Raw genomic sequence first — 18045 nt, 5'->3', positions numbered from 1 at the left:
CGCGCGACTAAAAAGCCTCTAATTTGCGAGCCAGGGGAGAGTCCGTCTTCCTCGGTAGCGACCAATCTGATGAGGAGGCAAGATATGGCCGACGCAGCCGTCCAGGACCACGGGCATGAGGATACCCGCGGGTTCTTCACTCGCTGGTTCATGTCCACCAATCACAAGGATATCGGGATTCTCTACCTGGTCGTCGCCGCCGTGGCCGGCCTGATCTCGGTTCTGTTCACCGTCTACATGCGCATGGAGCTGATGCACCCCGGCGTGCAGTTCATGTGTCTGGAGGGCGCGCGTTTCTGGCCGTCGGCCGCGGAATGTACCCCGAACGGCCACCTGTGGAACGTGATGATCACCTACCACGGCGTGCTGATGATGTTCTTCGTCGTCATCCCCGCGCTGTTCGGCGGCTTCGGCAACTACTTCATGCCGCTGCAGATCGGCGCGCCGGACATGGCCTTCCCGCGGCTGAACAACCTCAGCTTCTGGATGTACGTCGCCGGTGTTGCCCTGGGCGTCGCCTCGCTGCTGGCCCCGGGCGGCAACGACCAGGCCGGCTCCGGCGTGGGCTGGGTGCTGTATCCGCCGCTGTCGACCAACGAGGGCGGCTATTCGATGGACCTGGCGATCTTCGCCGTCCACGTCTCGGGGGCCTCCTCGATCCTCGGCGCGATCAACATCATCACCACCTTCCTGAACATGCGTGCCCCCGGCATGACCCTGTTCAAGGTGCCGCTGTTCGCCTGGTCGGTCTTCGTCACCGCCTGGCTGATCCTCCTGTCCCTGCCCGTTCTGGCCGGCGCCATCACCATGCTGCTGACCGACCGGAACTTCGGCACGACCTTCTTCCAGCCCTCCGGCGGTGGTGACCCGATCCTCTACCAGCACATCCTGTGGTTCTTCGGCCATCCGGAAGTCTACATCATCGTGCTGCCCGGCTTCGGCATCATCAGCCACGTGATCTCGACCTTCGCGCGCAAGCCGATCTTCGGCTACCTGCCGATGGTTCTGGCCATCATCGCCATCGGCGTTCTGGGCTTCGTCGTCTGGGCGCACCACATGTACACCGTCGGCCTGTCGCTGACCCAGCAGAGCTACTTCATGCTGGCGACAATGGTCATCGCGGTGCCAACGGGGGTGAAGGTCTTCAGCTGGATCGCGACGATGTGGCAGGGCTCGATCGAGTTCAAGACTCCGATGCTCTGGGCCTTCGGCTTCCTGTTCCTGTTCACCGTGGGCGGCGTGACCGGCGTGGTCCTGTCGCAGGCGGCGGTCGACCGGGCCTTCCACGACACCTATTACGTCGTGGCCCACTTCCACTACGTGATGTCGCTGGGCGCCGTCTTCGCCATCTTCGCCGGGATCTACTTCTACTTCGGCAAGATGACCGGCCGTCAGTACCCCGAATGGGCCGGCAAGCTGCACTTCTGGATGATGTTCATCGGGGCCAACCTGACCTTCTTCCCGCAGCACTTCCTGGGCCGTCAGGGCATGCCGCGCCGCTACATCGACTACCCGGAAGGCTTCGCCGTCTGGAACTACTGGTCGTCCATCGGCGCCTTCATCTCCTTCGCGTCCTTCGTGTTCTTCTTCGGTGTCGTCTTCTACTCGCTGTTCCGCGGCGCGAAGGTGACCCAGAACAACTACTGGAACGAATACGCGGACACCCTGGAATGGACCCTGCCCTCGCCGCCGCCCGAACACACGTTCGAGCAGCTGCCGAAGCAGGAAGACTGGGACAAGGCCCACGCGCACTGAGCCGCGGGCGAGACCGAAACGACAAGGGGCGCCCGGCGGGGCGCCCCTTCTGCTTTCAGCCTGCCAATGATGTCACGACCCTGTGCGCGGAGCCGCCGATGCCCTACCGCTGGACCACGGAAACCGAACTGGAACTCAGCCCGCACCGCTCGCTGTCACCGCGCGGCTTCGCCGGGGTGATCCTGCTGTTCTTCACTCTCGTGCTGGTGCCGATCCTGGCTTTCCTGGGAACGCTGGCCCTCTGGGGCCTGCTGCCCTTTGCCATGCTGGCGCTCTGGGGGTTGTGGTGGGGGCTGCGTCGGTCTTACGCCGATGGCGCGATCACCGAACACCTGGTGCTGACCCCCAACAGCTGCCACCTGACCCGCCATGGGCCGCGCGGCGCCCATGCGGAATGGGCCTGCAACCCCTACTGGGTGCGCGTCACCTCCCACGATGACGCGGGCCCGGTGAAGCACTACGTCACCCTGTCGGGGAACGGCCGCGAGGTGGAGATCGGCGCCTTCCTGTCAGAGGAGGAACGCAAGCGCCTCTACCCCGAGCTGCAGGCCGCCCTGAGCGAGATGCGCGCCGCCGGCGGACCCGAGGGCTGAATGAACGGCGCGACGCCGCGCCCCTAGTCCTTCTCCTCGGGCAGGTCCTCGCACGGGGTCGAGGCCATCTCGTCCAGCTCCGCCTCCGTCATGCTGTCGTACATCTCCTTCGAGGCGCCTTGCAGGTCCTCCACCTTGCTCTCGCCGCGCTTGGCGGACAGGGCGGCGCCGGCGGCGCGCTGCTGGCTTTTCGACTGGGCTTTCATCTGATCTCTCCTTCGGATCTGTCTCCAATGGAAACGCCCCGCCAGGCGTGGCTGTTCCGCCCCCGCCGTCCTCGCCGCAGCCCTGGTCCGGGCCGGCCGCCGGACATGCAAAGGGCCCGCGCCGTATCCCGGCACGGGCCCTTGCTCTATCTCTCATGCCTGAAAGGGCGCGGTCAGCTGGCCAGACGGGCCTTCACCTTCGCCCCGACCGAGCCGAAATCCATCTGACCGGTGTAGCGCGACTTCAGGTGGCCCATGATCCGGCCCATGTCACGAATCGAGTTGGCGCCGGTGGCCGAGACGGCCTCGTCGACGGCGTTTTCCACCTCGTCCTCGGACAGGCGTCGGGGCAGGAACTCCTCGATCACCTCGATCTCGTCCAGCTCCTGCTGGGCCAGGTCGATGCGGCCGCCCTCTTCGTAGACGCGGGCGCTTTCCTGACGCTGCTTGACCATCTTTCCAAGGATTGCCAGCACTTCGTCCTCGCCGACCCCCTCTTCACTGCCTTCGCCGCGCGTCGCGATGTCCCGGTCCTTGATGGCGGCGCTGATCAGCCGCAGGGTGCACAGCCTGTCGCCGGCCCGGTCCTTCATCGCCTGTTTCAGGGCGGTATTGACCCGTTCCCTCACTTGCATCTCGCTTCTACCCTCGCGTTGATTGCAGATGCCCACCATATAGAAACGGCCCTGCGCTCACAAGGTTCCGGACCGCAGGGGCGTCGCTGCGTCAATCGCCCTGCCCCGTCGCGTGGTCAGACCGCAGGGCCGGCCTGCAAAATAGGCATGGCGCAAAGGCCCGCAGCGCCCCGACGGGTCTTGACCTCTGACCGTGCCGCTCATAGCTATGCGCCAATTTGTCCCCAGTCGTGAGAGTCGCCCATGCCCCTGTCCCAAGGATCGAAACCGACCGCCTGCCTCGCCTTGGCCGATGGGACCCTCTTCTACGGCCGAGGCTTCGGTGCCACCGGCGTGACCGAGGCGGAACTGTGCTTCAACACCGCCATGACCGGCTACCAGGAGATCATGACCGATCCCTCCTATGCCGGCCAGATCGTCACCTTCACCTTCCCCCATGTCGGCAATGTCGGCGTGAACCCCGAGGATGATGAAACCGCCGATCCGGTCGCCGCCGGCATGGTGGTGAAGTGGGACCCGACCGAACCCTCCAACTGGCGCTCCGCCGGAGAGCTGGGCGACTGGCTGGCTGCGCGCGGCCGCATCGCAATCGGCGGCATCGACACCCGCCGTCTGACCCGCGCCATCCGCGCCCGCGGCGCGCCGCATGCCGCCCTGGCCCATGATCCCGACGGCAACTTCGACGTCGAGGCCCTGGTGGCCCGCGCCCGCAGCTTCGCCGGGCTCGTCGGCCTCGACCTGGCCAAGGACGTGACCTGTGCCCAGTCCTACCGCTGGGACGAGATGAGATGGGCCTGGCCCGACGGCTTCGCCCGGCAGGAGAACGCCCGCCACAAGGTCGTCGCCATCGACTACGGCGCGAAACGCAACATCCTGCGTTGCCTGGCCTCCGCCGGCTGCGATGTGACCGTGCTGCCCGCCACCGCCACCGCGGAAGAGGTGCTGGCCCATGAGCCCGCCGGCGTCTTCCTGTCGAACGGCCCGGGCGATCCGGCGGCCACCGGCAAATATGCCGTGCCGATGATCCGTGACGTGCTGGACAAGACCGACCTGCCGGTCTTCGGCATCTGCCTTGGTCACCAGATGCTGGCCCTGGCCCTCGGCGGCACGACGGTGAAGATGAACCACGGCCACCACGGCGCCAACCATCCCGTGAAGGACCTGGAAACCGGCAAGGTCGAGATCACCTCGATGAACCACGGCTTCGCCGTCGACAGCCAGTCCCTGCCCGAAGGCGTCAAGGAAACTCACGTCAGCCTCTTCGACGGCTCCAACTGCGGCATCCGCATGACCGAACGCCCGGTCTTCTCGGTGCAGTACCACCCCGAGGCCAGCCCGGGTCCGCAGGACAGCTTCTACCTCTTCGAGCGCTTCGTCGCCTCGATGGATGAACAGGTCGAAAAGGCCGGCTGAGCCACGTAATCCCATATGACAGATGCCAAGGGGCGCCCCGGAATCACCGGCGGCGCCCTTTTCTTGACGGGCATGGCGCACGGCCTCTTTCCGGAAAGGCCCGCCTGCCAGCCGGCGCCCCCTCCCCTGGTTAACGATACCTTCAGCTCGCTTTAACGACCAATTAACGATGTCTTGCGAGACAGGGGCCGGAGCAGACAGAAGGTCGACGGTCCATGGCGACGAACTCGGGGAAGGTGACGGCACACTCTCCCGTGCCGAACGGCCCGGCCGCGCCCGGCAACCCGACTTTCGGCGCCCTTCAGGAGGCCGGCGCAAGCTTTGTGTGGCCCGCCCCCGACGCCGACCCCGCGCCGCCCGACGCGGCGCTGCGCGCGGCCTGGGCCTCGGGCCATCTCGAAGAAGGCGCCATGCTGGATCTGATTGCCGAACGGCATGGCCTCGACCGGGTCAACCTGGCAAAGGCTCCGCCCGATCCGGCGTTGCAGGCACTGCTGGATCCGGCTTTCTGCCTGCATCATCAGATCGTGCCCTGGCGCCTGCATGACGACGTACTGGTCTGTGCCACCGCCCGCCCCGAACATTTCGCCGACGTTCTGGCCGGCCTCGCCTACCGGCTGCGCCGTGACCTACGCCTTGGCCTGCGCCCGGTGGTCGTACGGCGCGAGGAGGTTCAGCAGACCGTCGCCCATGCCAGCCGGGCGGAGCTGACGCGGAAGATGGCCAGCCGGGTGCCTCCCTCCGAAAGCTGCCGGACCTGGTCCGTCACGGCCAGCCGGTTGCGCCTGACCGTGGGCGTGCTGCTGCTCGGCCTGGCTCTGCTGATCGCAGCGCCAGCCATGATGCTGCTGGTCCTGACCGGCTGGGCGGTGCTGACGCTGGCGCTGGCCATGGTGCAGAAAGGCAGCGCGGCCACCCGGCACCTGTTGCGCCAGGCGCCCCTGCGCGAGGCGCACACGGGCCTGCCCCCGCCACCGACAGAGCCAGAGCTGCCCGAGATATCGGTCCTGGTGCCACTCTTTCGCGAAAGACGCATCGCCGCCGCCCTGATGAAGCGGCTGGACCGGCTGGACTACCCGCGCGACCGGCTGGACGTGGTGCTGGTGCTCGAAGAGGCGGACGAGGTGACCCGCGCCACGATCCGCGACCTGACCCTGCCACCCTGGATCCGCTGCGTCGTCGTTCCTGCCGGGGCGCCACAGACCAAACCCCGGGCGATGAACTACGCGCTGGATTTCTGCCGCGGCGACATCATCGGCATCTACGACGCCGAGGATGCCCCGGACCCCGACCAGCTGCGCCGGGTGGCCGCACGCTTTGCCGCTGCGCCGGCGGAGGTCGTCTGCCTGCAGGGGGCGCTCGACTACTACAACCCACGGCAGAACTGGCTCGCCCGCTGTTTCACCATCGAATACAACAGCTGGTTCCGCCTGGTGCTACCCGGCATGGCTGGCCTCGGCTTTGCCATCCCCCTGGGCGGCACGACCCTGTTCATGCGCCGCACGGCGCTGGAGATCCTCGGCGGTTGGGACGCCCACAACGTGACCGAGGACGCGGACCTCGGCATCCGCATCGCCCGGCATGGGTTCCGGACCGAACTGCTGGACACCACCACCCGCGAAGAGGCCGCCTGCCACCCCCTGCCCTGGGTCAAGCAACGCTCGCGCTGGCTGAAGGGGTATATCGTGACCTACCTTGTGCACCTGCGCCGGCCTGCGCGGCTGTACCGCGACCTCGGGGCTTGGCGGTGCTTCGGGTTTCACGCCCATTTCATCACAGCGGTGTCGCAGTTCATGCTGGCGCCGCTGCTGTGGTCCTTCTGGCTGATGCTGGCGGGGCTGCCGCATCCGCTGCTGACGCTGGTGCCGCCCGTGCTGCTGAAGACTTGCGCGGTGCTGTTCTTCTGCGCCGAGGTGCAGAACATCACCCTCGGCCTGATCGCAACCCGGCGCGCCGAGCATCGCCATCTCTGGCCCTGGGTGCCGACGATGCACGTCTATTATCCGCTGGGCTGCCTGGCGGTCTACAAGGCGCTATACGAGCTGGTGGTGAGACCCTTCTACTGGGACAAGACCCAGCACGGCCATTCCCTGGCAGGCGCGGCCGCATCGGGTGCCCGGGCACCAGACGCGAACCAAGGCCCCCCGGCCGGTCAGATGCCTTCTTCGTGACGCTCCGCGTCCAGCTTCAGCCGGGTGACGAAGGCCTTGGAAATATGGGTGCGCAACGCCTCTGCGGCCGCGTCTTCGTCCCGTGCCGCGATGGCACGCACGATGGCCTCATGTTCCTTCAGCGCATCCTCGGTCCGTCCCTCGGCCGCCAGCGATGTGGTGGCCAGAAGCGCCATGGACCGATGCACCAGGTCCAGCTGCTGCACCAGGAACCGGTTGTGCGAGGCCAGGTGGATCTGGTGGTGGAACCGCTTGTTGGCCCGGGCCAGCGCCGTGGGATCGCCCGCAAGGCGGCGGTCCTGGGCGACCATTTCCTGCAGCACGCGCACCTCTTCGGCGGTCGCATGGCGAGCGGCCAGGCCTGCGGCCAGCGCCTCCAGCTCGGCGCGCACCACGTAGAGCTCGGCCAGCTGGTTGTGATCCAGCGAGGCCACGATCAGCGAGCGCCCGTCGCGGGTCAGCAGGCGCTGCGTCTCCAGCCGCTGCAGAGCCTCGCGAATGGGCGTACGCGAGACGCCGAACCGCTCGGCCAGTTCACTTTCCACCAGCCGGTCACCGGGGCGATAGACGCCCACGTCGATGGCTTCCAGGATCAGTGAATAGGCATCGCCCTGCGGGGGTTTCGTGGCCATTGGGGCAGGCTCCTTTCCTCATCGCGACACCCTAGGCGAGGGCGGGGCGAAGGTGCAAGGGATCGCGCCCCGACAAAGCAACCGGGGCTCGTGCCGGGGTCGCCCGGCGGCAGCCCTTCCAATGTCCCCCGCGAGACACCCGAAAGGCCAAGCATCACGCCCGGGGCCGCTTGTGCTTCGCCGCGCCCGGGCGTAGCGTCGCGCCATGCCAAAGCCCCACTTCGATCACGTCACCACCTGGGTCTTCGACCTGGACAATACCCTTTACCCGCCCGAGGCGCGGCTCTTCGATCAGATCGAGGTGCGGATGACCAACTGGGTGATGGAGGCGCTTGGCGTCGACCGGGCCGAGGCCGACCGGCTGCGTGCCCTCTACTGGCGCGAGCATGGCACGACGCTGGCCGGGCTGATGCGCCTGCATGACGTCGACCCGGGCCCCTACCTGTCCCATGTGCACGAGATCAACATGGACCACCTGGAACGCGATCCGGATCTGGCCGCCCATATCCGCGCTTTGCCGGGCCGCAAGATCGTCTTCACCAACGGCACCGCGCCCTATGCGGAACGGGTGTTGGCGGCGCGCGGGCTGTCGGGGCTGTTCGATGCGGTCTACGGGGTGGAACACGCGGGCTTCCATCCGAAGCCCGACCGCGCAGCCTTCGATACGGTCTTCGGCACCGACGGCTTCGACCGCACCCGCGGCGCCATGTTCGAGGATGATCCGCGCAACCTGGCCGTGCCGCACGCCATGGGGCTGCGCTGTGTCCATGTCGCCCCCGAGGCCCATGAGGCCGAGCATGTGCATTTCCATACCGACAACCTGGGCGGATTCCTGAAGTCCCTGCTATGAGCGGCAGGATGTCGCTTTGCCTCCGGCGCCCTTTGCCCCCATCTGAAGGGCACAGGAAACGCGAGGAAACCCATGACTGACATCAGCGCCGCCGGTCCCCGGCGACCCTATCATTTCGTGCCCGTACTGGGCTGGATCATCCGCGATCTGGAGCGGGATTTCCGTGGCAATATCGGCTATGCCGCCCTTATCGCCGTGACCGCCCTGATCCTGGCGGTGAAAACCTGGGGCCTTGTGGCCCTCGGGCTGACAGCCCTGGCCTCGGTGCCGGTGATGTTCGTGATCCTGATCCTGCTGACGCGGGGCTAGGAATAGCGTAGAGGGCCCGTTGAACCACGGCAGAAGGAGGCCGGACATGGACGCGCAATACGACATCGTGATCTCGGGCGGGGGCGTCGCTGGGCTGTCCGCGGCGGCCGTTCTGGGGGCGGACGGGTTCCGCGTGCTCTGCCTCGACCCGACGCCGCCGGTCACCGACGGCGCGGCCGAAGGGGCCGACCTGCGCACCACGGCCTTCCTGCAACCGGCGCAGCAGCTGCTGGAGCAGGCAGGTCTCTGGGCCCGTCTCGACGCCCATGCCGCGCCCCTGCGCATCATGCGCATCGTCGATGCCGGCGGGCCGGAGCCGGAACCGCGCGTGGTGCGTGACTTCGACAGCACCGAGATCTCCGACAAGCCCTTTGGCTGGAACCTGCCCAACTGGCTGCTGCGCCGCGAGATGGTGGCCCGGCTGGAAGACCTGCCCAATGTCGAGTTCCGCCCCGGCACCGGCACCCGAAGCCTCTTCACCCGCGAGGCCGAGGCCCGTGTCGGGCTGAGCGACGGCACCCGCGTGCGCTGCAAGCTGGTGCTGGCCGCCGACGGGCGCAATTCCCCCATGCGCCAGGCCGCGGGCATCGAGGTGACCACCCGCCGCTACGGGCAGAAGGCCCTGGCGTTTTCGGTGTCACACCCGATCCCGCATGAGAACGTCTCGACCGAGATCCACCGCTCGGGCGGGCCCTTCACCCTGGTGCCCCTGCCAGATTACGACGGCCGCCCGTCGTCCGCCGTGGTCTGGATGGAGGACGGCCCCCGGGTGCAGGAGCTGGCGGCGATGGAGGTCGCCGAGTTCGAGGCCGAGATGAACCGCCGCAGCGTCGGCATCCTGGGAGAGCTGCGCCTGCTGACCCGCCGGTCCGTCTGGCCGATCATCACCCAGGTGGCCGATCACATGGCGGGCGAACGCCTGGCCCTGATGGCCGAGGCCGCCCATGTGGTGCCGCCCATCGGGGCGCAGGGGCTGAACATGTCGCTGGGCGACCTGCGCGCCCTGCGCGAGCTGATCCTGGCCGCCCCCGACCGGCTGGGCGATGCGCAGATGATGGAGGCCTATCACCGCGCCCGCCACCGCGAGGTGCAGATCCGTGCCGCCGGCATCGACGCGCTGAACCGCGCCAGCCAGATCTCGGCCCAGCCCCTGCGCGACCTGCGCGCGGCGGGGCTGAACGCGCTCTATTCCGCGGCGCCGGTGCGCAAGGTGCTGATGCAGATGGGTCTGGGCGCGAAGGGATAAGGGGCGGGCTAAGGGGCGCTGCCCCTCTGCCGCCTGCGGCGCCATTCACCCCGGAGTACTTTTGGCCATGGTATGAAATAAGGGAGGCGGCACCTGGAGTGTGCCGCTGTGCCCTAGATCGGGCCGGGCAGGCGTTCTTCGGACAGCATGACGTTGGCATCCACGCTGCCGACGCCCGGCAGGGTCATGATGCGGCGGCGCAAGACCCGTTCGAAATCGGGGATGTCGCGGGCGGTGACGCGCAGGCGGTAGTCGTAGACGCCCAGGATATGTTCCACCGTCTGCACCTCGGGGATGGCCGAAACCGCGCGCTCGAAATCCTCCAGCGAGACGCGGCCCTTGGTGCCCAGCTTGATGCCGAGGAAGACCGTGACGCCGAAGCCGAGCGCGCCCAGGTCGAGATCGAGGCGGCGCCCGGCGAGGATGCCGGCCTCTTCCAGTCGCTTGATGCGGCGCCAGGTGGCGGGTTGCGACAGGCCCAGGCGGCGGCCAAGGGCGCCGGAGCCCTGCGTGGCATCTTCGGCCAGGGCGCGCAGCAGGGCGCGGTCGGTTTCGTCCAGGGCGATCACAGGGGCACCGTGTTGTTGTACTTCACCCGCGCCACATGCATCAGCGCGTCGATGTCGGTGACATGCGGCAGGGTCAGGATGCGGGTGCGATAGATCTCATGGTAATGGGCCAGGTCGCGGGCAATCAGGGCGATGCGCACATCGACCTGCCCCAGCAGGGTCTGGATCTCCAATACCTCGGGGATCTTGCGGGCGGCATCGGCGAAATCCTCGAAAGCACGGGGCTGCGTCTTGTCGAGGATGATGCGCAGCGACACCTCCACCTCGTAGCCCAAAGCATGCCAATTGATCACCGCACGCACACCGCGGATGATACCCGCCGCCTGCATCCTCTCGATCCGACGCCAGCAGGTGGCAGAGGTCAGCCCCGCCCGTTCGGCGATCTGCGCGCTGGAGGCGCCGGGATCAGCCTGCATCTGGCGCAGGATGCGCCTGTCAGTGTCGTCGAGCATGACCTTTTCACCTGAGGATATTTCACGAATGAATTTATCGACCTTTGCCATATAAATGAGATTTTTGCAACGCCACAGCCCCTCTCTCACGCCTATAGTGCCGCCATAACGGGCCGAACGGCCCATCCCGGAAGGAGATCCCCATGCGCGTTTACTACGACCGCGATTGCGACATTAACCTGATCAAGGACAAGAAAGTGGCCATCCTGGGCTACGGCTCCCAGGGTCACGCCCACGCGCTGAACCTGCGCGACTCGGGCGCCAAGAACCTCGTCGTCGCCCTGCGCGAAGGCTCCGCCTCCGCCAAGAAAGCCGAAGCCGAGGGCCTGACCGTGATGGGCATCGCCGAGGCCGCCGCCTGGTGTGACCTGATCATGTTCACAATGCCCGATGAACTGCAGGCCGAAACCTACAAGAAGTACGTCCACGACAACCTGAAGGAAGGCGCCGCCATTGCCTTCGCCCACGGTCTGAACGTGCACTTCGGCCTGATCGAGCCGAAGCCTGGCGTCGACGTCATCATGATGGCCCCCAAGGGCCCGGGTCACACCGTGCGCGGCGAATACACCAAGGGCGGCGGCGTGCCCTGCCTGGTCGCGGTCGACAACGACGCCTCCGGCAAGGCCCTGGAACTGGGTCTGTCCTATTGCTCCGCCATCGGTGGCGGCCGCTCGGGCATCATCGAGACCAACTTCCGTGAAGAGTGCGAAACCGACCTCTTCGGCGAACAGGCCGTTCTCTGCGGTGGCCTGGTCGAGCTGATCCGCGCGGGCTTCGAAACCCTGGTCGAAGCGGGCTATGCCCCGGAAATGGCCTACTTCGAGTGCCTGCACGAAGTGAAGCTGATCGTGGACCTGATCTACGAAGGCGGCATCGCCAACATGAACTACTCGATCTCGAACACCGCCGAGTACGGCGAATACGTGTCCGGCCCGCGCGTCCTGCCCTACGATGAGACCAAGGCCCGCATGAAGGCCGTGCTGCGCGACATCCAGACCGGCAAGTTCGTGCGTGACTTCATGCAGGAAAACTCGGTCGGCCAGCCGTTCTTCAAGGGCACCCGCCGCCTGAACGACGAGCACCAGATCGAGCAGGTCGGTGAGAAGCTGCGCGAGATGATGCCCTGGATCTCTGCCGGCAAGATGGTCGACAAGGAAAAGAACTGATCTGGGTCCAGCCCCGATCAGACGAAACGGAAAGGCCCCGCAGATGCGGGGCCTTTTCCTTTGGTGCCCTGGCATGTGCCGGAGGCACCAGGCGACAGGCTGCCCCTCCCGGGCAACTCACTCCGCGATCAGGCTGCCCAACAGGTCGCCCACCATGTCGCGGGGCAGTTCCGCCACCAGGCCGAAGATTTCGATGACCGAGGCGACCTCCAGCTTTTCCAGGATCCGGGCGCGGTGGTGATCCACGGTGCGCGGCGAGATGTCGAGATGCCGGCCCACTTCCTTCGAGGAGATCTCGGCCGGCGTGTCGAGCATGTGGCGCACGATTTCCGCCTCGCGGGGGGTCAGGCGGCGCAGGCGCGCGGCCAGTTCGCTTTGCTGGGTTCGGGCCGCCGCCATCTCGGCCGCGACCCCGCGGGCGGCCTGGATCCGTTCGATCAGCCGGTCCTGACGGAAGGGCTTTTCGAGAAAGTCGATGGCTCCGCCGCGGATCGCCTGCACCGCCTCGCCCACGCCACCATGGCCGGTGATGAAGATGATCGGCAGGGGATGCCCCTGATCGATCACCTGTGCCTGCAGGTCGAGGCCCGACATGCCAGGCAGCCCGTAATCCAGGATCAGGCAGCCGGGACGCGCGGGATCGTAGACCTCCAGGAAGGCCTCGGCGCGGTCAAAGGTGCTGACCGCCAGCCCGCGGGTCGAGATCGCCCGCGAGAGCGCGCGGCGGACGTCCGGGTCATCATCCACGAGGTAGACGGTGAAATCGGCCTCCTCCGCCCCGGTCTCGGGGGAGGCCGCATCGCCTCCGCTTGCAGAGGTACAATGCCCGTTGCCCGGCTGGCGCGTCCCGGCCGGGGAGAGCAGGCGGGGGTTCGGTACCCCGATTGGCGTTCGCCGCATCATGCTGGGCTCTCCTTCGCGGTCTCGGCGTCGTCGCCGTCGGTGCCATCGCCCTCTGCCAGCGGCAGCGTCAGGTAGAAGGCCGCGCCGCCCTCCGGCGCAGGTTCGTGCCAGAGCTTGCCGCCATTGGCCTGCACGATGGAGCGGCAGATCGACAGCCCCAGGCCAAGGCCGTCGGGTTTCGTCGTCTCGAACTGTGTGAACAGCTGCACCCCCTGCCCCACGCCCGGCCCGTTGTCGACCACGCCCAGGGTCAGCTGCCCCGCCTCGCGCGACAGGGTGATACGTACCTGGCGGTCGTTCGGCAGGGGCAGAGTGGCGGGATCGGCCTGGGCGAAGGCCTCGATCGCGTTGGTCAGCAGGTTCACCAGCACCTGGGCAATCTGCACCCTGTGCCCGCGCACCTCGATGCCGGCGGCATCCTGCGCGATCAGGCGCACCCCGGCCTCCCCCGCCTCATGCTGCACCAGCCGCTGGACCTGATCCAAAAGCGGGCCGAGGGCGAAGGGCGCCGAGGCGCTGCCGTCATTGTGGATCAACCCGCGCAGGGCGTTGATGATCTCGCCAGCGCGCAGGGCCTGGCCCTCAACCTCGAACATCGCCTCGACCAGCTCCGGCGCCACGCCCGGCTGTTTCTGCAGCATGTAAAGCGCGGTGCCCGCGTTCTGCGCGATGACCGCCAGCGGCTGGTTCAGCTCATGCGCCAGGCCGGCGGCCAGCTGTCCCATGGTGTTGTCCCGTGCCAGCAGCGACATCTCGCGGTTCAGCTCGATGATCTCGCTTTCCTTCTCATGCGCCAGGGTCACGTCCTCCAGCGTCATCACCGCATGCAGCGCGGCGCCGGACCCGTCGCGGATCATGATCGCGTTCAGCCGCACCCAGATCACCGTGCCGTCGGCGCGGCGCAGGCGCAGCTCCTGGTTGGTGGAGAAATCGCTCTCCGCCATGGCCTCGTCCTGCGGCAGCACGCAGCGATCCGAGGGCAGGACCAGCTCCGACAGGGTCTTCGAGGTCAGCTGGCCGGCGTCGTAACCCGTGATGTCGCACAGACGATTGTTGACCCGGATGAAGCGCCCGGTGCCCGGTTCGATCTGCGCCATCCCGCGCGAGGACATCTCGAAGGTCAGACCGTATTCCCGTTCTGCACGGCGCCGGGCAGCGATCTGGGTCATCAGCGCGTCGTTGACCGCCTCCAGCTCACGGTAGGTGCGGGGCGCGGGCTCGTCCGGGTCGACCTCGCCCTGGTTGATCAGCGCGGACCGCACGGCGAAGGCACGCACGGGGCGGTGGATCGAGTTGGCCAGCGCCAGGCCGATTCCCCCGGTCACCGCCGCCACCGCCACGGCGATCCAGATGTTGATCAGGCGGTTCTGCTTGATCTCGGCGATGAAATCGTCCTCGGGGGCATAGACGCCGATGGTCCAGGGCAGCGCCTCCGAAAGGATCGGCATGGCCAGCGCCACGAAACGCCCCCCGTCGTGGGTAAAGGTCGTGGTCACCTCCTCGGTCACATCCCCCGTGCCCTCGACGAAGAGCGGCGCGAAGGCCTGCCGCGCGATCGGGTCTCCAAACTCGTCGATCTTGACGAAACGCAGGCTACCATCGGCCGCCGTGGTCTTCAGCAGGTCGGGGTCCTGCCCCGCGATCACGTCGCCGTTGCGGTTGATGATCAGCGCCCGGCCCGACCGCCCGATCTTCAGCCGCATCAGGAAGTCCGAGATCTCGTCGATCTCGATGTCCACGCCGATGACACCGCCCACGTTGCCTGCCGTGTTGAAGACGGGCGCGGCCAGGGTGATGCCGGGCTGGCGGGAGGAAAAGAAGATATAGGGGTCGGCCCAGGTCATCCCGCCGGTCTCGGACGCGCCCTTGAACCAGGCCCGATTGCGCGGATCATAGGTATCGGTCGGGTCCTCCACCTCGCGCACGGGGCTGAAGTCCTCTGTCCGCCAGATCAGCCGGGTTTCACGGTTGCCGCTGTCGTCGTAGGTGATGAACTTCGTCCGGAAGAGGTCCGTGCCCGGATCGCGCATGACGAAGACGAAGCTGCCGTCGGCGGCGCCGAAATACATGCCCGAGGCCTGGGTGGTCAGTTGCAGCTGCTGGAACAGCAGCTGTTCCAGCCGGTCAGCATCATCGCTGGCCACGATGCGGTTCTGCGCCAGGCGCACCGCCAGCTCGGCCGCGTCATGCGCCGGTTTGAGGAAGCCGCGCGAATGCTCCATCGTGTTCAGCCCGACGTTGCGCAGCAAGTTGCGGGCGTGGAACATCAGCACCCCTTCGGAGGTGATGTAGGAGGAAAACACGATGGCCAGCACCGCGAGGAGCTGAAGCCCCGCCAGCCCCAGGAACAGAGGTGCGCCCAATGTCTTCTTCACGTGTCCGTCCCGCCCCAGTTCCGGTTCTCGTCCGCCCTGCCGCCTGCGTATGCCGCCGCCGGATCGCCCGCAGAGTACCACGGCGCGGCGACGCCGCCATATCCGGCTGCGCCGGGAGAGGCGCATGCCGCACCATTGCTGGCCCGATGCCCGCGATGCGCGCGGCCCCGCGCGCGCGCGTGTTCCTCATGCCATCCGGCAGACCTGTTTGAGAATAGGCAATACTGCCTAGGCAACCATACGCATTTCACCTTCCCCGCCGGGCGCGGTAGGCATTGGGTGTCGTCGATGACGACATGCCCCTGTCGGCCGTTATCCCCATTATGGCCGGGCAAACGTAGTGGTGGCGCCGCCCGCAAGGACTGGTGCCGACCTCGGTTGGCCGGCGCTCGGACTGTCCCGTACCGAGCGTCGGTTCCCACCGCTGCGGCAAATTCCGCGCCACGTGGCCTCCCCCGCCGCGCAGCTACAGAACACCCGGCCGGCCTTGCCGGTCGCGCTTTGCATGACCTAGACCTTTTCAATCCTACCCGGTGCAATCCGGCGTCCCGGCCCCGTGCGTTCCGCGCTCGGGGCCGATTACCGTTCTCGCGGCACCGTCGTCGCGGCCCGGGAGGTGTGGGGCGGGAGGTGTGGGACGGGATCCGCGCCAGCCGGGTTATCCTTGGGACGCGATCCGCCCGGTCTGCACCGCCTGCCACAGGCGCACCGCCTGCACGGTCTCGGCCACGTCATGGACACGCAGCATCTGCACCCCCTGGGCCAACCCTGCCAGTGCCACGGCGATGGACCCGGGCGCCCGGTCGCGGGCCTCGGCCGCGCCGCCGATGGTGCCGATGAAACGCTTGCGCGAGACCCCCAGCAGGATCGGACAGCCCAGCCCGTGGAACAGCGACAGCCGGTTCAGGATCTCGATGTTGTGCTGGGCGGTCTTGGCGAAGCCGATACCGGGATCCGCCAGGATGCGGGCGCGCGGGATGCCCGCGGCCTCCACCGCATCGATGCGCGCGGCCAGCTCGTCGTAGACCTCCAGCAGGGCGTTATCGTAGTGCGGATCGACATGCATGTCGGCGGGTGTGGCGCGCATGTGCATGACGCAGACCGGCAGCCCGAAGGTGGCAGCCACGTCCGCCAGAGCCGGATCATGGGCAAAGCCCGAAACGTCGTTGATCAGCGCCGCGCCCGCCTGCGCCGCCGCGCGACCCACCTCCGCCTTGCGGGTGTCGATGGAGACCGGAGAGCCCAGCGGGGCGATGGCCTCGATCACCGGGGCGGTGCGGGCGATCTCGTCGGCCACGGCCACCTCGGCGGCGCCGGGCCGGGTGGACTCGCCCCCCACGTCGATCATGTCAGCGCCCGCCGCGATCATCGCCCGGGCGTGGGCCTGGGCGGCGTCGGGCGCATCATGGGCCCCGCCGTCGGAAAAGCTGTCGGGCGTCACGTTGAGGATCCCCATGACGCGCGGAACGTCCAGCGACAGCCCGGCCAGCGCCGGGCGCGGACGGCAGAGGCGGCGCTGCCAGTCCTCGGGCAGTTCGGTGACAGGGGCAAAGCGCGCGCCCTCGCGCGACAGCACCTCGACCCGGTCGAACCACAGCGGCCCGCCGGTCAGCGGCAGCGCCCCCTCGGGACGGGGGCCGGATTGCACGAGCGGGCGATAGTAGAGCTGGGTCATGGCGGACCTCCGGTCGGCGGTTGCGGTGGGTCAGGTCAGGGTCAGCGGGCCTTCGGCGGCGCAGGCGGCCAGACGTGGCCCCTCCCCCGCGCCCCCGGGCTGGGGCTGGGGCGCGCCGACGAACAGCACATCCGAGGCGCCCATCAGATCGGCGAACCACAGCGCCAGGCCGGTGCCGTCGCCCACGGAATCAGGGCGGTCACCAGCGGCGTCCAGAACGATCTTCGACGGCGCCCAGAGGCTGATCTGGTCATGCTTCATCGCCCAGTCGAGTTCCGTGCGCGAGTTGACCACGACGCAGCGCCGGTCGCGCGCGGCCAGCACCCAGGCGGCCTGTTCGATGGCCAGCAGGTCAATGCGTCGCTGGGCCTGGGGCGAGGTCGACAGCGGCCGCTCCCACCGGCCCGGGCCACAGGCCAGGATGACCGGGCGCGGGTCGGCCTCCAGCTGATCCAGCCAGCCGGGCAGCCGATCTGATCGGGTCGCCTCTTCCGAGAGGAAGACGACCAGCGGCACCGGCGCGCCCTCACCCGCAGCAGCATCGACCACCGGGGCCACGTCCCCTTCGGCGCGCATGATTTCCACCCCCAGGGCACCGGGGCCACGGTCCAACTTCTCGATCCGGGTGAAGACGCGCTGCGCCTGGGGTTCGGCGAGGATGCGGGCGGTGATGCGTTCGGCCAGCGTTTCCAGCAGGTTCAGACGTTCAGCCGCCAGCTCGGCCTCGATGGCCTCGGAGATCGTATCGTAGGACAGGATGCGGTCGACATCATCATCGACCGGGGCTGCCTGCTGGCGCACCTCGACCACGATGTTGAAACGCAGACGCTGCATCCGGCCGCGCTCCTGCTGGAACGCGCCGATTTCCACCTCGGTCAGGTAATCCCGCAGCGAGATGCGGTCGGCGGGCGTGTCGCCCGACATGGCCTTGGACCGTTCCAGCGGATGGCCGAAGGCCTGGGTGATCTGATCTGACATGACGCCCCCTCGCAGTTGTCGCCTTCATGTCAGAGCTTGCCCCGAAAGGCAAAGCGCGGGCCGCGCGAAAGCGGCGCCGCGCGGCCACTGGGCGGCATGGGGGCGCGGCAGCATAGG

General features: G+C 67.6%; 17 protein-coding genes. 8 read left to right on the top strand and 9 right to left on the bottom strand.

Annotation, left to right across the window (positions count from 1 at the left end; all coding sequences use genetic code 11):
- The first annotated feature begins 84 nt into the window (after window positions 1-84).
- Together ctaD and LC066_RS13825 are read left to right on the top strand one after the other, a co-directional pair.
- A complete protein-coding gene (ctaD, locus tag LC066_RS13830; protein WP_224900051.1) occupies window positions 85-1755 on the top strand; it encodes a cytochrome c oxidase subunit I in 1671 nt (556 codons plus the stop codon).
- 98 nt (window positions 1756-1853) lie between these two features.
- Window positions 1854-2348 (top strand): DUF2244 domain-containing protein, encoded by a 495-nt coding sequence (locus LC066_RS13825; protein WP_224900048.1) that lies wholly within the window; start codon window positions 1854-1856, stop codon window positions 2346-2348.
- A 23-nt stretch (window positions 2349-2371) separates the two neighbouring features.
- Here LC066_RS13825 and LC066_RS13820 read toward each other — a convergent pair whose 3' ends face one another.
- Together LC066_RS13820 and LC066_RS13815 are read right to left on the bottom strand one after the other, a co-directional pair.
- A complete protein-coding gene (locus LC066_RS13820) occupies window positions 2372-2554 on the bottom strand; it encodes a DUF3008 family protein (protein ID WP_224900045.1) in 183 nt (60 codons plus the stop codon).
- A gap of 173 nt (window positions 2555-2727) precedes the next feature.
- Window positions 2728-3189: a GatB/YqeY domain-containing protein gene (locus LC066_RS13815; protein ID WP_222478118.1), complete on the bottom strand. Its 462-nt coding sequence runs from the start codon at window positions 3187-3189 to the stop codon at window positions 2728-2730.
- Between the two features lie 243 nt (window positions 3190-3432).
- On the opposite strand from LC066_RS13815, the gene carA reads away from it, so the two are divergent.
- A complete protein-coding gene (gene carA / locus LC066_RS13810) occupies window positions 3433-4602 on the top strand; it encodes a glutamine-hydrolyzing carbamoyl-phosphate synthase small subunit (protein ID WP_222478117.1) in 1170 nt (389 codons plus the stop codon).
- A gap of 215 nt (window positions 4603-4817) precedes the next feature.
- The gene (locus LC066_RS13805; RefSeq protein ID WP_224900042.1) at window positions 4818-6773 is read left to right on the top strand and encodes a glycosyltransferase family 2 protein; all 1956 of its coding nucleotides are present in this window, start codon (window positions 4818-4820) and stop codon (window positions 6771-6773) included.
- Here LC066_RS13805 and LC066_RS13800 read toward each other — a convergent pair.
- Window positions 6755-7405: a GntR family transcriptional regulator gene (locus LC066_RS13800; RefSeq protein ID WP_224900040.1), complete on the bottom strand. Its 651-nt coding sequence runs from the start codon at window positions 7403-7405 to the stop codon at window positions 6755-6757. The two genes, LC066_RS13805 and LC066_RS13800, sit on opposite strands and share 19 nt — an antisense overlap.
- Before the next feature lie 205 nt (window positions 7406-7610).
- On the opposite strand from LC066_RS13800, the gene LC066_RS13795 reads away from it, so the two are divergent.
- From LC066_RS13795 to LC066_RS13785, 3 genes are all read left to right on the top strand, one after another.
- Window positions 7611-8255, top strand: a complete 645-nt coding sequence (locus LC066_RS13795) for a pyrimidine 5'-nucleotidase (RefSeq protein WP_224900037.1) — start codon at window positions 7611-7613, stop codon at window positions 8253-8255.
- A gap of 72 nt (window positions 8256-8327) precedes the next feature.
- Window positions 8328-8564 carry a hypothetical protein gene (locus LC066_RS13790; protein ID WP_085887370.1) on the top strand — a complete coding sequence of 79 codons (237 nt, stop codon included), beginning with the start codon at window positions 8328-8330 and terminating at the stop codon, window positions 8562-8564.
- Window positions 8565-8610: 46 nt separating this feature from the next.
- Complete coding sequence (locus LC066_RS13785) at window positions 8611-9810, top strand: UbiH/UbiF family hydroxylase (RefSeq protein WP_224900035.1); 1200 nt, start codon at window positions 8611-8613, stop codon at window positions 9808-9810.
- Window positions 9811-9923: 113 nt separating this feature from the next.
- On the opposite strand, the gene LC066_RS13780 is transcribed toward LC066_RS13785, so the two are convergent.
- Complete coding sequence (locus LC066_RS13780) at window positions 9924-10379, bottom strand: Lrp/AsnC family transcriptional regulator (RefSeq protein WP_222478108.1); 456 nt, start codon at window positions 10377-10379, stop codon at window positions 9924-9926.
- On the bottom strand, window positions 10376-10831 hold the full coding sequence (locus LC066_RS13775; RefSeq protein WP_224900033.1) for an Lrp/AsnC family transcriptional regulator: 456 nt from the start codon (window positions 10829-10831) through the stop codon (window positions 10376-10378). Before LC066_RS13775 ends, LC066_RS13780 begins: the two co-directional genes overlap by 4 nt.
- 143 nt (window positions 10832-10974) lie before the next feature.
- Here LC066_RS13775 and ilvC point away from each other — a divergent pair, with 143 nt between their 5' ends.
- Window positions 10975-11997 carry a ketol-acid reductoisomerase gene (gene ilvC, locus LC066_RS13770; RefSeq protein WP_222478104.1) on the top strand — a complete coding sequence of 341 codons (1023 nt, stop codon included), beginning with the start codon at window positions 10975-10977 and terminating at the stop codon, window positions 11995-11997.
- 117 nt (window positions 11998-12114) lie between these two features.
- Here ilvC and LC066_RS13765 read toward each other — a convergent pair whose 3' ends face one another.
- The 4 genes from LC066_RS13765 to LC066_RS13750 form a co-directional block, all read right to left on the bottom strand.
- Window positions 12115-12900 (bottom strand): response regulator transcription factor, encoded by a 786-nt coding sequence (locus tag LC066_RS13765; RefSeq protein WP_224900032.1) that lies wholly within the window; start codon window positions 12898-12900, stop codon window positions 12115-12117.
- Complete coding sequence (locus tag LC066_RS13760; RefSeq protein ID WP_224900030.1) at window positions 12897-15275, bottom strand: ATP-binding protein; 2379 nt, start codon at window positions 15273-15275, stop codon at window positions 12897-12899. Before LC066_RS13760 ends, LC066_RS13765 begins: the two co-directional genes overlap by 4 nt.
- A 658-nt stretch (window positions 15276-15933) precedes the next feature.
- Window positions 15934-16950: a dihydropteroate synthase gene (folP, locus tag LC066_RS13755; protein WP_224900028.1), complete on the bottom strand. Its 1017-nt coding sequence runs from the start codon at window positions 16948-16950 to the stop codon at window positions 15934-15936.
- A 30-nt stretch (window positions 16951-16980) separates the two neighbouring features.
- A complete protein-coding gene (locus LC066_RS13750; RefSeq protein ID WP_224900026.1) occupies window positions 16981-17928 on the bottom strand; it encodes a dihydroneopterin aldolase in 948 nt (315 codons plus the stop codon).
- Window positions 17929-18045 lie beyond the last annotated feature (117 nt).

The sequence above is a fragment of the Pseudooceanicola marinus genome (genome assembly GCF_020177265.1).
GTDB lineage: Bacteria > Pseudomonadota > Alphaproteobacteria > Rhodobacterales > Rhodobacteraceae > Pseudooceanicola > Pseudooceanicola marinus_A.
Note: the sequence above shows the minus strand (reverse complement) of the source record. Positions and strands in the feature narration are given on the sequence as shown.